Origin of the sequence: Pseudoxanthomonas taiwanensis, assembly GCF_010093135.1 — a bacterium.
Lineage (GTDB): Bacteria > Pseudomonadota > Gammaproteobacteria > Xanthomonadales > Xanthomonadaceae > Pseudoxanthomonas > Pseudoxanthomonas taiwanensis.
In genome coordinates, this window is the sequence record NZ_PDWK01000031.1 from 19,153 (window position 1) to 34,866 (window position 15,714).

Genomic DNA, 15,714 nt, shown 5'->3' on the forward strand with positions numbered 1-15,714 from the left:
GCATGTGGCGGTGGCGGCCGCCGGAGGCCGGGCATGAGCGCGATCCAGCCGGCCCTCGACGCCCCGCGCCTGTCCGTGGCCTACGCGGCCGCGGACACCCTGCCCCGCCATCTGGACGACCCGCGGGTGCTGGCGGTGTTCGGCTTCGGCGAGCAGGCGCCGGCCGTGGCCGACCCGCGCTGGCTGCACGTGCCGCTGCGCCCGCTGCCCGGGCAGGCCCCGCGGATCGAGGTCTGGCGCGGCGCCGGCCCGGTGGCCAGCGGCCGCGACGGCGACGTGGCCTGGGCCGACGACGGCCAGCTGCTGTACGGCGCCCTGCAGGTGGAGGAAGGCGCCGGCGGCATCGAGGCCGCGGCCGAGCGCGCCTACGCCCGCCTGCAGGCCTTCCTGGCCGCGCGCGGCGGGCTGCACCTGCTGCGGGTGTGGAACTACCTGGACGCGATCACCGAGGGCGAAGGCGACCAGGAGCGCTACCGGCGCTTCTGCGTGGGCCGCGCCGCCGGCATGGGCCGGGTCGAGGCCAGCCAGCTGCCGGCGGCCACCGCCATCGGCCGCTGCGACGGCTGGCGCTGCCTGCAGGTGTACTGGCTGGCCGCGCGCCTGCCCGGCACGCCGGTGGAGAACCCGCGCCAGGTCAGCGCCTACCGCTACCCGCGCCAGTACGGCCCGCAGCCACCCAGCTTCGCCCGCGCCATGCTGCCGCCGGAGGGCGCCGCCATGCCACTGCTGCTGTCCGGCACCGCGGCCATCGTCGGCCACGCCTCGCAGCACCTGGATTCGGTGCAGGCACAGGTGGACGAGACCCTGACCAACATCGGCAGCCTGATCGGCGCCGCGCGCCGGCGTGCCCCGCAGCTGCCGGCCGCGCTGGGTGCCGGCAGCCTGCTGAAGGTCTACGTGCGCGAGGCGGCCGACGCCGGGGCGGTGGCCGCACGGCTGGCCGCACGGCTGGACCCAGCGGTGCCGCGCCTGCTGCTGCACGCCCACGTGTGCCGGCGCGAGCTGCGGGTGGAGATCGACGGCGTCCACGGCCGCCCGCCCGCAGCCTGAGCCGCGCGCCTTTGCCATACTCCCGGGAACCCCGGCGATGCCGCCGGTTCCAGGGAGGACCCACGATGCCCCGGTGCACCGTTGCCGCCTGCCTGGCGGCCATCCTGTCCGTGCTTGCCGCCGTTCCGCCCGCCCGCGCCACGGACGCCCCGCTCCCGGCCCACGCCGCGCGTGGGGAGGGCCGCGCCGGCGTGGCGCGCATCGACCGCGAACGCATCGACGCCGTGCTGCGCGGCCTGGTCGAGTCCGGCCAGGTGGTCGGCGTGTCCGCCCTGGTCTGGCAGGACGGGCGCGAGGCCTACTTCGGCGCCTTCGGCCACGCCGACCGCGAGGACGGCCGGCCGATGCGCCGCGACACCCTGGTGCAGATCTACTCGATGACCAAACCGGTCACCGGCGTGGCCCTGATGCAGCTGTACGAGCAGGGCCGCTTCGGCCTGGACGACCCGGTGGCCAGGTACCTGCCCGAGTTCGCCGGGGTGCGCGTGCATGCCGGCACCGACGCCAACGGCCAGCCCATCCTGGTGGCGCCGCAGCGCCCGCCCACCATCCGCGACCTGCTGCGCCACACCGCCGGCCTGGCCACCGCCGAAAGCCCCGGCCTGCCCGGCGAGCGCTACCGCCAGGCCGGCTTGGACCGCCTGGACATCACCCTGGAGGAGAAGGTGCGCCGCCTGGCCGGCGTGCCGCTGGCCTACCAGCCGGGCACGCGCTGGCTGTACTCGGACGCGGTGGACGTGCAGGCGCGCCTGGTCGAAGTGCTCTCCGGCCTGCCCTTCGACCGCTACCTGCAGCGCCACGTGTTCGGCCCGCTGCGCATGAAGGACACCGGCCACGTGCTGCGCGCACGCGACCGGGCGCGCATGGCCGCGCTGTACCGGCGCAGCGACGACGGCGTCATGACCCGCCTCCCGGACGAGCAGGCGCTGCGTCCCTACCGGGAAGACTCGATCAGGCAGGGCGGCTGGGGCCTGCTCTCGACCCTGGACGACTACATGCGCTTTGCGCGCATGCTGCTGGAGGGCGGCGGGCTGGACGGGGTGCGCCTGCTGCGGCCGGAGACGGTGCGGTTGATGGCCAGCGACGCCCTGCCCGCCGGCCTGCAGGACCGCTCCTGGCTGCCGAGCAAGGGCCAGGTCGGCTTCGGCATCGACTTCGCCGTGCGCGTGGCCCCGCCGCGGGACGCGCAGGAGGCGTCGGGCGAGGTCGGCGAGTTCTTCTGGGACGGCCTGGCCAACACCCTGTTCTGGGTGGACCCGGCCAACCGCATCGCCGCGGTGCTGTTCGCGCAGTGGATCCCGTTCGGCGGCGTGCCGCTGCACAAGGCCTTCCGCGACGCGGTCTACGCCGAGGACACTTCGGCCGCGGCGCCGGCGCGCTGAGCGGCGCTCAGCGCGTGGCGGTACAGCCCTCGCGGCGGCGCAGCGGATTCCAGCGTGCGCCGGCCTGGCAGGCTTCGGCCGCGGGCTGGGCGGCGCGCCTGGCCTCGGCCTCGGCGTGCTGCCGCGCCTGGCGCGCACGCGCCTCCTCCAAGCGCCGCGCCTGCAGCTTCTCCAGGCCGGCGCGGATCTGCGGCAGCGCCGCCAGCGCGGCCTTCTCGCCCTCGAGGATGGCCTGGTTGCGGCGGGTGAAGTCGGCCGGGCCGTAGTCGAGCACGTTCGGGCGGATCACCACGTCGGCGCGCGCCAGTTCCTGCTCGCCCAGGCGCTGGCCCATGATCGCGATGGACTGGTTGACGATGCCCAGCATGCCGTCCGGGCGCCTGCCGGTGGCCTTGCTGGAGATGTCCACGGCGATGACGAAGTCGGCGCCGAGCTGGCGCGCCGCGTCCACCGGCACCGGGCTGACCACGCCGCCGTCCACATACTGGTACTGGCCGATGGTCACCGGCTCGAACACGCCCGGCACGCTGCTGGAGGCGCGCACCGCCTGGCCGGTGTTGCCGCGCACGAACACGGTGCGCTCGCCGGTCTCCAGGCGCGTGGCCACCGCCGCGAACGGCTTGCGCAGGCGCTCGATCGGACGCTTGCCGACCTGGTCGTTGACGTACTCCTGCAGGGCCACGCCCTGGATCAGGCCGCCGGAGAACAGGCGCACGTCGCGGATCCTGGCCTCGTCCAGCGCCACCGCCTTCTCCTGCAACTGGAACGGGTCCATGCCGGCGGCGTACAGCGCGCCGACCACGCTGCCGGCGCTGGTGCCGGCCACCACGTCCGGTCTGATGCCGTTGGCCTCCAGCATCTTGATCACGCCGATGTGGGCAAAGCCCTTGGCCGCGCCGCCACCCAGCGCCAAGCCGATCTTCGGCGGCGGCACCACCGGATCGGGCAGCGCCGGCTGCGGCGGCGGTTCCGGGCGCGTGCCGCCGGCGCAGGCGGCCAGCAGGACGGCCAGCAGCGCCCAGGCGGAGGAACGGGACGCGGAGCGGAACGGACGGTCGGATCTCACGGGACTGCGTACAACGGCGCCGCCGGTCGCGGCCGGGTGATTCTAGGCGTCCCTGCCCGGCGCTTCCGGCACCGCGGATGAATGTGTCCCCTCCAGCAGGGCCAGCACCTCGTCACGGCGCAACTTGCCGGTGGCGTTGCGCGGCAGCGCCGGCAGCAGGCGCAGCCGGCGCGGCAGGAACACCGGGTCGAGGGTGGCGCGCAGCGCCTCGACGATCTCCGCGGCGGTGCGCCCGGGCGCCACCACCAGCGCGCCGATGCGGCCCACCCCGCTCTCGCGCTCCGGCTCCATCTGCACCACCACGCCGTCCTCCACGCCCGGCACCGCCAGCAGGCGGCGGGTGAGGTCGCCCAGCGAAGCGCGCTTGCCGGCGATCTCCAGCAGGTCGGCGCGACGCCCGCACAGGCGGAAGCGGCCGTCCGGCCCGACTTCGAAGATGTCCGCCAGCACCACCGGCGCCGGCAGGTGCGGCGCCTGCACTAGGGTGCCGTCCGGCTGCGGGCTCACCCGCACCCCCGGCAGCGGCGTCCACAGCGCGTCGCGCGCGGTGCGGCGGCGGGCGAACACGCAGGTCTCGGTGGAGCCGAACACCTCGCGCACCTCCGCGCCGTAGCGGTCCTCGGCCTCGGCGGCCAGCTCCTGCGGCAGCGGCGCGGTGGCCGAGACGATCCCGGCCAGCGGCGGCAGCGCCACGCCCGAACGCAGCAGTGCGCGCAGGTGCACCGGCGTGGTCACCAGGATGCGCGGGGCGGAGGCCTGCTCCAGCGCCTCGGCCACGTCGGCCGGCAGCAGCGGCCGGGCGGCGTGCACCGCGGCCCCGCCCAGCAGCGGCAGCAGCACGCTCATCTCCATGCCGTACATGTGCTGCGGCGGCACCGTGGCCACCACCTGCGGCTGCGCCGCGCCCCACAGGTCGGCCAGCGCCGCCAGATTCTGCGCGGTGCCGGTGGCGAACGCGCCCCAGGTCTTGGCGTGCGCCTGCGGCCGGCCGGTGCTGCCGGAGGTGTAGCCGATGGCGGCCGGCGCCGCGGCCTCCACCCTCGGCCCGGCGGCCCCGCCAGCCCCGTCCTCCAGTCCGTCCGGCAGCGGCCAGTGGCGCGGGCCGCCGCCGGCGCCGCCCAGACAGTAGGCGCCCGGATGGGCCTGCAGCAGCTCGGCCACCGTGCCCGGCGCGCCGGAGGGTGGCAGCAGCGCCACCTGCTCGCGCAGGGCCGCGGCGCAGAAGGCCAGCAGGAAGTCGCGGCGGTCTTCGGCCAGGGGGACCACGTGGCTGGCCTCGGGCAGGCGCGGGGCCAGGGCCCGGACCTGGGCCAGGAACCGGCCCAGGGGGAGCCGGCCGTTGCCGTCGAAGACCACCGTCCGCCCGGGATCGCCCCCGGCCAGGGGCAGGGATTGGCGGGAGGATTCCGGGGAATGGACGACGGCCGACATCGGGAACGCGGAAGGGCTGGCGGCGGGCAGCGGCCCGCCGTGGCGGACCGCTAGCTGGGCGGCGGCGGGCCGGGCGCACAAGCGGACCGTGACCTTTTCCCCGGGGGAGCACCGGCGGGGGCTGCTAACCTGCGGGCCGGCTTCACTTCCGTGACCTGCCCATGACCCGATTGCCCCTGCGCACCCTGCCCCTGTTCCTCCTGCTGGCGGCCGGCGCCGCCGCGCAGACGCCCGCCGCCGACGCCGGCGCCCCGCTGACGCTGGACCAGGCCATGGCCGATCCGGACTGGATCGGCCCCCCGGTGGAACGGGCCTGGTGGAGCTGGGACGGACGCGAGGCCCTGCTGCAGCTCAAGCGCGAGGGCAGCCCGGTGCGCGACACCTGGCGCCAGCCGGTGGACGGCGGGGCCATGCGCAAGGCCGGCGACGACGAGCTGGCCGGGCTGGACGCGCCCGATCCGGTGTACGACGCGCAGCGCCGGCGCATGGTGTTCGTGCGCAACGGGGACGTGTTCCTGCCCGACCTGGGCAGCGGCACCCTGACCCAGCTGACCCGCAGCGCCGCAGTCGAGGCGCAACCGCGCTTCGCCGCCGACGGCGGCGTGCTCTGGCGTGCCGGCCACGACTGGTTCCACTGGAGCCCAGCCGGCGGCACCGTGCAGGTGGCGGCGCTCAAGGCCGAGAAGGACCCGGCCGCGCCGCCGCCGGCCGACGCCCTGCGCGAGCAGCAGCTGCGCACCCTGGCCACGCTGCGCCACGACCGCGAGATGCGCGAGGCCCAGCGCCGCCAGGAGGAGGTCTGGCAGCGCGCCGATCCCACCCGCGCGCCGCGCCCGGCGTACCTGGGCGACGACGTGGAGATCGTCGCCTCCGACCTGTCGCCGGACGCGCGCCACCTGCTGGTGGTGACCCGCAGGAAGGGCGCCGACGCCGGCCGCGGCGGCAAGATGCCGGTCTACGTCACCGAGTCCGGCTACGAGGAATTCGAGGACGTGCGCACCCGCGTGGGCCGCAACGATCCGCTGCCGCACCGGCTGTGGCTGGTGGACGCGCGCGAGGGCAGCGTGCGCGAGCTGGAGTTCGACGCCCTGCCCGGCATCCGGGACGACCCCCTGGCGGCGCTGCGCAAGGCCGCCGGCAAGGAGCCGCTGAAGGGCAACCGCCCGGTGCAGGTCGGCGGCGGCCGCGGCGGCGCGGCGGTCCGCTGGAGCGGCGACGGCCGCCAGGTGGCGGTGATGCTGCGCGCGGGGGACAACAAGGCCCGCTGGACCCCCCCCGTGGACCTGGCCGGTGCGCCCCTGCAGCCGCCCCACCGCCTCACCGACCCCGCCTGGATCAACTGGAACTTCAACGAGTTCGGCTGGCTGGCCGACAACCGCACGCTGTGGCTGCTGTCGGAGGAGTCCGGCTGGTCGCACCTGTACACGGTGGACGCCGGCGGCGGCCGCGCGCGCGCGCTGACCTCCGGCCGCTGGGAGGTGTCCTCGGTCGAGCCCCTGCCCGACGGCGCCGGCTTCCTGTTCCTGTGCAACCGCGCCTGGCCGGGCGACTACGAGGTCTGCGGCCTGGACCTGGCCAGCGGCCAGGTGCGCGAGCTGACCGCCCTGGACGGCGTGGAGGACTTCGCCCTCTCGCCCGACGGCCGGCAGCTGCTGGTGCGCTACTCCGGCAGCTGGCTGCCGCCGCAGCTGGCGGTGGTGCCGGTGCAGGGCGGCCAGGCGCGCGTGCTCACCGACACCCGCAGCGCCGCGTTCAAGGCCCGGCAGTGGATCGGCCCGGAGATCGTGCAGATCCCGTCCCGGCACGGCGCCGGCACCATCTGGGGCAAGTTCTACGGGCCGAAGGACTACGAGCCCGGCCGCAGGTACCCGGTGGTGATGTTCGTGCACGGCGCCGGCTACCTGCAGAACGTGCACGCGCGCTGGCCCAACTACTTCCGCGAGCAGATGTTCCACCACCTGCTGGTGGAGCGCGGCTACGTGGTGCTGGACCTGGACTACCGCGCCAGCGAGGGCTACGGCCGCGCCTGGCGCACCGCCATCTACCGGCAGATGGGCCACCCCGAGCTGGAGGACTACCTGGACGGCCTGGAGTGGGTGGCCGAGCATCGCCAGGGCGACCGCGAGCGCGCCGCCATCTACGGCGGCAGCTACGGCGGCTTCATGACCTTCATGGCCCTGTTCCGCAGCCCCGGCACGTTCAAGGCCGGCGCCGCGCTGCGCCCGGTCGTGGACTGGACCCAGTACAACCACGAGTACACGTCCAACATCCTCAACACCCCGGAGCTGGACCCGGAGGCCTACCGCAGGTCCTCGCCGATCGAGTACGCGCAGAACCTGCAGGACCACCTGCTGATCGCCCACGGCATGATGGACGACAACGTGTTCTTCCGCGACTCGGTGGTCCTGGCCCAGCGCCTGATCGAGCTGCGCAAGGACAAGTGGGAACTGGCCGCCTACCCGCTGGAGCGGCACGGCTTCACCCGCGCCGACTCCTGGTACGACGAGTACCGCCGCATCCTGGAGCTGTTCGAGCGCACCATCGGGGAACCGGCGCGGTGAGCGGACGGGCGTCCTCCGCCGGTGGCGCGGCCGCGGCCCCGATCCGGACCGTGGCCGCGGTGATCCGCGACGCGGACGGGCGCGTGCTGCTGGTGCGCAAGCACGGCTCGGCCACCTTCATCCAGCCCGGCGGCAAGCGCGAGCCGGGCGAGGACGCGCTGCAGACCCTGGCGCGCGAGCTGCGCGAGGAACTGGGCGTGGCGCTGCGCCCGGGCAGCGCGCGGCGGCTGGGCGAGTTCGAGGCCGGGGCGGTCAACGAGCCCGGCCGGGGGGTGCGCGGCGAGGCCTTCGTGGTGGGGGTGGCCGGCACGCCGCGGCCGTGCGCCGAGATCGCCGAGCTGGCCTGGGTGGTGCCGCGACCGCCGTTCCCGGTGCCGGTGGCGCCGCTGAGCGCCGGCCACATCATGCCGGCGCTGGCCGCCTGGGCCGCCGGCACGGCGGACCAGGCAGGCGCGGTTCCGGCGGGGTCCGGGGGGGAAATGGCCACCATGGACGTGCACCCGGCGCCGCCGCGTTCCCGGTTCGTCACCGTGCTGGCGCAGGTGTCGCTGCTCGTGGGCATCACCTGGCTGGTCCTCGCCCTGGCCCTGCTGCCCCTGGCCGCCGTGGCCGGGGACGTCCTGTCCACCCGCCTGGCCGGTCTGCCGGCCCTGCCGCCGGGCCTGTCCTGGATCACCGGGCACGGGATGCTGCTGGCGGTGGCCTGCGTGCTCGCGGCGGCGGCCTTCCTGGCCAGCAGCTGGGGCCTGCTGCGGCGGCGCGAGTGGGGCCGGCTGGGCTTCATCGCCTTCCTGCTGGGCGTGGCGGCGCTGAACTTCGCCGGGCTGCCGCTGGGCGGGCAGCTGTTCGACGCCCTCCGCACCAGCCTGCCGCCCGGCCTGCGGGAAGGCCCGGACGGGCAGGCGCTGGCGGCCGAGCTGGAGGACCTGCGGCGCCTGTCCCTGGCCAGCACCCTGGCCTCGGCGGTGCTGTTCGCCGGCCTGCACGCCTGGCTGGCCTGGAAGCTGTGTACCCCCGCCATCCGCGCCGAGTTCGGCCGCGCCGGCCCTTGATCCGGATCAAGGGCCCCCTTCGCCCCCCCTTCTACAATCGGCCGTCATGACCCCGAACATCGAACTGGTACGCGACTACCTGACCGGGCTGCAGGACCGGATCTGCGCGGCGATCGAAGCCGCCGACGGCCAGGCCCGGTTCGCCGAGGACCTGTGGACGCGCGGCCCGGACGGCGCCGGCGTCCCGGGCGGCGGCGGTCGCACCCGGGTGATGCGCGAGGGCGCGGTGTTCGAGCAGGCCGGCGTCGGCTTCTCCGACGTCTCCGGCAGCCACCTGCCGCCGTCGGCCACCGCCGCCCGCCCGGAGCTGGCCGGCGCCTCCTGGCGCGCGGTGGGCGTGTCGCTGGTGTTCCATCCGCGCAACCCCTACCTGCCCACGACCCATGCCAACGTCCGCCACTTCCAGGCGTACCGCAACGGCGAGATCGTGGCCTGGTGGTTCGGCGGCGGCTTCGACCTGACCCCGTTCTACCCGTTCGACGAGGACATCGTGCACTGGCACACGGTCGCCCGCGACCTGTGCGCGCCGTTCGGCCCGCGCCGCTATGCCGAGCACAAGCGCTGGTGCGACGAGTACTTCTTCCTGCGCCACCGCAACGAGACCCGGGGCGTGGGCGGCCTGTTCTTCGACGACCTGCACGAGGACTTCGACCGCGACTTCGCCTACCTGCGCGCGGTCGGCGACGGCTTCCTCGACGCCTACCTGCCGATCGTCGAGCGCCGCAAGAACACCCCGTACGGCGAGCGCGAGCGCGAGTTCCAGCTGTACCGGCGCGGCCGCTACGTGGAGTTCAACCTGGTCTACGACCGCGGCACCCTGTTCGGCCTGCAGAGTGGCGGCCGCACCGAATCCATCCTGATGAGCCTGCCGCCGCGCGTGCGCTGGCAGTACGGCTACCAGCCGGAGCCGGGCAGCCCGGAGGCCCGCCTCAACGAGTACCTCGTCGCGCGCGACTGGGTCTGATCCGCAGGCGCTCCCGACGGGCCCGTGCGGCATGCCGCGCGGGCCCGCTTCTTTTCTCCGCCAGCATCCGCGTCCCGCCCGGGGAGCGCGGCACCCGGCCCGATGCTTCCGGCACGCATCGTGCATGTGGCAAGCCGCCGCGCGCGATGTGCGCAAAACCGCGCGCCGCATGCGCTCCCCGCGGACATTGCCGGATATACTCGGCACACAACCTGCGTTTCGCGACGCAAGACCAGGGGAGTTCCAAGGAAACGCGCAGGCTGCCCGCACACCGGCGGTCGCTGCCGCCCTGTGCCCGCGCCATGCAGCTTGTTTCCCGACAACAACCACTCACGATCCCATGGAACTCATCCATGGGGATGGAGCGCGTTCCATCCCCATGCACCGGACGATGGCAGGGCCAGGCGTGGCAACGACGCTTGCCCGCCTGGCTTTCCCGTTCATGGTGTCCGGCACGGCCTTGCCGATGCGCGCCCCCGCCACCGCGGGCGCCGTTGATCGCGATCACCACCCGCCCCGCCCTGCCGGCCCAGCATGTGTGGTGTCCGCCGTGGCGGACGCCGCCCGCCGCGCGGTCACCTGCGTGGGTGCCGCGGCGCCGCAAACAAAAAGCCCCGCCGACCAGGGGGGGGTCAGCGGGGCCGGGGAACGAAGGCCTGGGGAGGGACCCCCGTTCCGGTCAGATCTGCTCCAGGGGAAGGGAGAGATCTAGCGACAGGCGTTGCACCTGTCGGGGCCTATATCACCACTTCCAACATGGATGGATTGTGAAGGGGGCCGTTAAGAATTTCTTGAGATTTAGGCCGGATTCATTTCTTTCCCGTGTAACACGCGCTGTAACTGGGCGTGTGTACGGCACGTCCGTTCAGTGGGCCTCGTCCCAGTTGTCGCCCACCCCGCAGTCGACCACCAGCGGAACGCTCAGTTGCGCCGCCGCGGCCATGCGCCGCTTCACCTCCTCCACCAGCGCCGGCACGAAGTCCTCGTCCACCTCGAACACCAGTTCGTCGTGCACCTGCAGGATCATCAGCGCCCGCGCGCGGTGCCCGGCCAGCCAGGCGTCCACGTCGATCATCGCCCGCTTGATGATGTCCGCCGCGGTGCCCTGCATCGGCGCGTTGATCGCCGCGCGCTCGGCGCCGGCGCGCTGGGCCGCGTTGCGCGAATTGATGTACTCCAGGTACAGGCGGCGGCCGAACACGGTCTCCACGTAGCCGCGCTCGTGCGCCTGCGCGCGGGTGCGCTCCATGAAGTCGCGCACGCCCGGGTAGCGGCTGAAGTACAGGGCGATGTAGTCCTGCGCCTCGGCGCGGCCGATGCCCAGCTGGCGGGCCAGGCCGAACGCGCCCATGCCGTACATCAGGCCGAAGTTGATCGCCTTGGCCGCGCGCCGCTCGTTGGCGGTGACCGCCTCCAGCGGCCGGCCGAACACCTCGGCGGCGGTGGCGCGGTGGATGTCGGCGCCGGAGGCGAAGGCGCGCAGCAGGCCCGGATCCTGCGACAGGTGCGCCATGATCCGCAGCTCGATCTGCGAATAGTCGCAGGCCACCAGCTTGCGCCCGGGGGGAGCGACGAAGGCGCGGCGGATGCGGCGCCCGTCCTCGGTGCGGATCGGGATGTTCTGCAGGTTGGGGTCGGAGGAGGACAGCCGGCCGGTGGCCGCGCCGGCCTGGTGGTAGCTGGTGTGCACGCGGCCGGTGGCCGGGTCCACCATCTCCGGCAGCTTGTCGGTGTAGGTGCCGCGCAGCTTGGCCAGGCTGCGGTACTCGAGGATCACCCGCGGCAGCTCGTGCAGGTCGGCGATGGCCTCCAGCGCCTCCTCGTTGGTGCTGGGCTGGCCCTTGGGCGTCTTCACCAGTGCCGGCAGCTTCAGCTCCTCGAACAGCAGCGCGCACAGCTGCTTGGGCGAGTCCAGGTTGAACGGACGCCCGGCCAGCTCGGTGGCCTTCTGCTGCGCGGCCAGCATGCGCCGCGACAGGTCCGCGCTCTGCCGGCGCAGCTCCTCCACGTCCACGCGCACGCCGTTGGCCTCCACCCGCGCCAGCACCGGCACCAGCGGCATCTCGATCTCCCGGTAGACCTTCTCCAGGCCGGGCTCGGCGGCCAGCGCCGGGGTGAGCACCCGGTGCAGCCGCAGGGTGATGTCCGCGTCCTCGGCGGCGTAGCGGGTGGCGTCCTCCACCCGCACCTGCGGGAACGGGATCTGCCTGGCGCCCTTGCCGGCCACGTCCTCGTATTTGAGGGTCTCGTAGCCCAGCCAGCGCCGCGCCAGGCTGTCCATGTCGTGGCGGCCGCTGCTGGAATTGAGCACGAAGCTCTGCAGCAGGGTGTCGTCGGCGTAGCCGGCCACTTCCACGCCGTGCCGGCGCAACACGTGCAGGTCGTACTTGCCGTGCTGGCCGACCTTGCGCACCGCCGGGTCGGACAGCAGCGGGCGCAGTGCCGCCAGCACCTCCTCCAGCGGCAGCTGCACCGGCGCGCCCGGGTAGTCGTGGCCCACCGGCACGTACCAGGCCTGGCCCGGCTCCACGCAGAAGCTCAGGCCGACCAGGCGCGCGCGCATCGGGTCCAGGCTGTCGGTCTCGGTATCCAGGGCGAACTGGCCGGCCTGGCGCAGGCGCGCGACCAGCGCCTGCAGCTGCGCCCGCTCCAGCACGGTGGCGTAGTGCCCGGGCGCGGCCCGGGCCGGGTCGGCCGGGGCCGGCGCCGGCCCCGCGGCCGGGGCGACGAAGCCGCTGCCGCGCGCGCGCGCCGGTTCCTTCTCGGCCACCGCGGCCACGCCGCCGTTGCCGGCCAGCTGCCCGGCCTCCAGCTCCTTCAGCGCCTGGTTGAAGCCGTAATGGCGGTACAGCGCGCGCAGCTCCTCCACGTGCGGCTCGCGCAGGCACAGCTCGTCCGGCCGGTACGGCAGCGGCACGTCGGTGCGGATGGTCACCAGCTGCCGGTTCAGCGGCAGCCGCTCCAGCGCCGCGCGCAGGTTCTCGCCGATCTTGCCCTTGATCGCCGGCGCGGCGGCGATCACCCCGTCCAGCGAGCCGTACTCGGCCAGCCACTTGGCCGCGGTCTTGGGTCCGCACTTGTCCACGCCGATGACGTTGTCCACGGCATCGCCCATCAGCGCCAGCATGTCCACGATCAGGTGCGGCGGCACGCCGAACTTCTCGGCCACCGCCGCATCCGAGTCCATGCGGCTGCCGGTCATGGTGTTGACCAGGGCGATGCCGCCGCGGCCGTCGGCGGGCATCCGCACCAGCTGGGCGAAGTCCTTGTCGCCGGTGGAGATGGTCACGTCGATCCCGGCCTCGGCCGCCCGGACGGCCAGGGTGCCGATCACGTCGTCGGCCTCCACCCCCTCCACGCGCAGGATGTCGATGCCCAGCGCATGCACGATCCGGCACATCGGCTCGACCTGCGAGCGCAGCTCCTCAGGCATCGGCGGGCGGTTGGCCTTGTACTGGGGATACAGCTCGTCGCGGAAGGTCCTGCCGGGCGCGTCCACCACGAAGGCCACGTAGTCCGGCTTCTCCTTGAGGGTGGCCCGCAGCATGTTGACCACGCCGAACAGCGCGCCGGTGGGTTCGCCGGCGGCGTTGGTCAGCGGGGGCAGCGCGTGGAACGCGCGGTACAGGTAGCTGGAACCGTCGATGAGGACGAGGCGTTTCATCGGGGCATTCTAGCGGCCGCGCCGGCGGCGGGGGCCGGCACCGGCGCGCTGGGGCATAATGCCGGTGCCTGAGCATCCTCCGGGAGAAAGCGCATGCGCCTGCCCATCCTGCCTGCCGCCGCCCTGGCCGTGCTCCTGGCCGCCACCGGCTGCGCCACGACCGGCAACCCGCCGCCGGTGGACCTCACCGGGGCCGAGGTGGCCGCGCGCACCCTGGAGAACGGCGACGTGGTCGAGGAATACCGGGTCGCGGGCCAGCTTCGCATGGTCAAGATCACCCCGCTGCGCGGCCCGGCGTACTACCTGTACGACCGCGACGGCGACGGCGTCCTGGACAGCGGCGACCGCGACCGGCTGCCGATGGTCTACTGGAAGCTGTTCCAGTGGTGAACGCGGCCCCACGCGCCGCGCCTGGCCGCCGTTGCAACGCTCCGGCCTGGTGGCGGCACGCCGCGCCGGCGCCTGACGGTGCATGATGCGGCATCGCCGCGTCCCGCCGCCGCGCTGTTCCGCTGGTTCGAGCGGCGCCTGGATCCCTACCCGCAGGTGCCGGTCACCCAGCCGCCACGCTCGCTGTACGCGTTCTGCCGCCACTACGTGCGCGGCACCGAGCCGTGGCTGCTGCTGATGGCACTGCTGAGCACCGCCATCGCCGTGACCGAGGTGTCGCTGTACGCCTTCACCGGCTCGATCGTGGACCGCCTGTCCAGCCACACCCCGGCCACCTTCCTGGCCGAGGAGGGCTGGCGCTTCGCCCTGATGGCGGTGGTGGTGCTGGTGGTGATGCCGGGCCTGAACCTGCTCAGCTCGCTGGTGATCCACCAGACCCTGCTGGGCAACTTCCCCATGCGCATCCGCTGGCGGGTGCACCGCTACCTGCTGCGCCAGTCCATGGGCTACTTCCAGGACGAGTTCGCCGGGCGCATCGCCACCAAGCTGATGCAGACCTCGCTGGCGGTGCGCGAGACGGTGATCAAGCTGCTGGACGTGGGCAACTACGTGGTCGTGTACTTCGGCGGCGCGCTGCTGGTGGCGGCCTCGGCCGACTGGCGGCTGATGCTGCCGTTCGCCGGCTGGCTGGTCGCCTACGCGGCGCTGCTGCGCTACGCGATCCCGCGCCTGAACAAGGTCGCCCAGGAGCAGGCCGACGCGCGCTCGACCATGACCGGCCGCATCGTGGACAGCTACAGCAACATCGCCACGGTCAAGCTGTTCTCGCACTCGCGCCGCGAGGAGGCCTACGCGCGCGATGCCATGGAAGGGTTCATGGGCACGGTGTACCGGCAGATGCGCCTGGTCACCTTCGTCAACGTCAGCAACGACACCCTCAACATGCTGCTCCTGTTCGCGGTGGCGGCCACCGGCATCGGCCTTTGGATGCAGGAGGCGGTCAGCGTCGGCGCCATCGCCGTGGCCATCGCCTTCGTGCTGCGGCTGATGGGCATGTCGCAGTGGATCATGTGGGAGCTGTCGGCGCTGTTCGAGAACATCGGCACGGTGCAGGACGGCATCGGCTCCATCGCCCTGCCGGCGACCGTGGACGATGCCCCGGACGCCAGGCCGCTGCGCCCGGTGCGCGGCGAGATCCGCTTCGAGGGCGTGCGCTTCCACTACGGCAGGAAGGGCGGCGTGATCGAGGACCTGGACCTGCACATCCGCCCGGGCGAGAAGGTCGGCCTGGTCGGCCGCTCCGGCGCCGGCAAGTCCACCCTGGTCAACCTGCTGCTGCGCTTCTACGACCGCGAGGGCGGGCGCATCCTGGTCGACGGCGTGGACATCGCCACGGTCACCCAGGACTCGCTGCGCGCCGCCATCGGCGTGGTCACCCAGGACACCTCGCTGCTGCACCGCTCGGTGCGCGAGAACATCCTCTACGGCCGCCCGGACGCGACCGAGGCGGAGATGGTCGAGGCCGCACGCCAGGCCAACGCGCACGAGTTCATCATGCAGCTGGTCGACGCGCAGGGCCGGCGCGGCTACGACGCCCAGGTCGGCGAGCGCGGCGTCAAGCTCTCCGGCGGCCAGCGCCAGCGCATCGCCATCGCCCGCGTGCTGCTGAAGAACGCGCCGATCCTGGTGCTGGACGAGGCCACCTCGGCGCTGGACTCGGAGGTCGAGGCGGTGATCCAGGAGAACCTGTACCGGCTGATGGAGGGCAAGACGGTGATCGCCATCGCCCACCGCCTGTCCACCATCGCCGCGATGGACCGCCTGGTGGGGATGGACCAGGGCCGGATCATCGAACAGGGCACGCACGAGCAGCTGCTGGCGGCCGGCGGCCTGTACGCGCACCTGTGGCAGCGGCAGTCGGGCGGGTTCCTGTAGCCAGCGCCGCGCCCCGCATCCGTGCGATGCCGCGTACGCGGCGACCCGCCGCCTCCGTGCGCCGGTACCAAGGGCGGCTGGGGGCCGCTTCACCTAGCAGCCTGTTGAAATTCGACCCGGCGAAGCCCCCGACTCGGTCGGCAGCGCGGATTTCTCGCTGCTCAAGCGCTCCGCAAGCGCGTCCCGCGCTCTGAAACAAGCCCGCTTTCGGACTTCCAG

Annotated in this window: 9 protein-coding genes and 1 pseudogene; 7 read left to right on the top strand and 3 right to left on the bottom strand. The window is 73.7% G+C overall.

Annotated elements, in window-relative coordinates; all coding sequences use genetic code 11:
• Nucleotides 1–33: 33 nt before the first annotated feature.
• Nucleotides 34–1,050 carry a chorismate transformation FkbO/Hyg5 family protein gene (locus CR938_RS07800; RefSeq protein WP_246191012.1) on the top strand — a complete coding sequence of 339 codons (1,017 nt, stop codon included), beginning with the start codon at nucleotides 34–36 and terminating at the stop codon, nucleotides 1,048–1,050.
• 191 nt (nucleotides 1,051–1,241) lie between these two features.
• Nucleotides 1,242–2,432: a serine hydrolase domain-containing protein gene (locus tag CR938_RS07805; protein ID WP_246191013.1), complete on the top strand. Its 1,191-nt coding sequence runs from the start codon at nucleotides 1,242–1,244 to the stop codon at nucleotides 2,430–2,432.
• Nucleotides 2,433–2,439: 7 nt separating this feature from the next.
• Here the strand turns inward: CR938_RS07805 and CR938_RS07810 are convergent, their stop codons facing one another.
• Together CR938_RS07810 and CR938_RS07815 are read right to left on the bottom strand one after the other, a co-directional pair.
• On the bottom strand, nucleotides 2,440–3,498 hold the full coding sequence (locus CR938_RS07810) for a patatin-like phospholipase family protein (protein ID WP_162124469.1): 1,059 nt from the start codon (nucleotides 3,496–3,498) through the stop codon (nucleotides 2,440–2,442).
• Nucleotides 3,499–3,540: 42 nt separating this feature from the next.
• On the bottom strand, nucleotides 3,541–4,929 hold the full coding sequence (locus CR938_RS07815; protein ID WP_162124470.1) for an AMP-binding protein: 1,389 nt from the start codon (nucleotides 4,927–4,929) through the stop codon (nucleotides 3,541–3,543).
• A 161-nt stretch (nucleotides 4,930–5,090) separates the two neighbouring features.
• Between CR938_RS07815 and CR938_RS07820 the strand changes: the two genes are divergently transcribed.
• From CR938_RS07820 to hemF, 3 genes and pseudogenes are all read left to right on the top strand, one after another.
• Complete coding sequence (locus tag CR938_RS07820) at nucleotides 5,091–7,490, top strand: S9 family peptidase (RefSeq protein WP_162124471.1); 2,400 nt, start codon at nucleotides 5,091–5,093, stop codon at nucleotides 7,488–7,490.
• Nucleotides 7,487–7,909, top strand: a pseudogene (locus CR938_RS14615) (NUDIX hydrolase); the annotation flags it as partial. The gene CR938_RS07820 and the pseudogene CR938_RS14615, both read left to right, overlap by 4 nt.
• Before the next feature lie 679 nt (nucleotides 7,910–8,588).
• Nucleotides 8,589–9,506, top strand: a complete 918-nt coding sequence (gene hemF, locus CR938_RS07830) for an oxygen-dependent coproporphyrinogen oxidase (RefSeq protein WP_162124473.1) — start codon at nucleotides 8,589–8,591, stop codon at nucleotides 9,504–9,506.
• 865 nt (nucleotides 9,507–10,371) lie between these two features.
• Here the strand turns inward: hemF and polA are convergent.
• Nucleotides 10,372–13,170, bottom strand: a complete 2,799-nt coding sequence (gene polA / locus CR938_RS07835; protein WP_162124474.1) for a DNA polymerase I — start codon at nucleotides 13,168–13,170, stop codon at nucleotides 10,372–10,374.
• Between the two features lie 93 nt (nucleotides 13,171–13,263).
• On the opposite strand from polA, the gene CR938_RS07840 reads away from it, so the two are divergent.
• Nucleotides 13,264–13,560, top strand: a complete 297-nt coding sequence (locus CR938_RS07840) for a DUF2782 domain-containing protein (protein WP_162124475.1) — start codon at nucleotides 13,264–13,266, stop codon at nucleotides 13,558–13,560.
• 78 nt (nucleotides 13,561–13,638) lie between these two features.
• Nucleotides 13,639–15,495 carry an ABC transporter ATP-binding protein gene (locus CR938_RS07845; RefSeq protein WP_162124476.1) on the top strand — a complete coding sequence of 619 codons (1,857 nt, stop codon included), beginning with the start codon at nucleotides 13,639–13,641 and terminating at the stop codon, nucleotides 15,493–15,495.
• Nucleotides 15,496–15,714 lie beyond the last annotated feature (219 nt).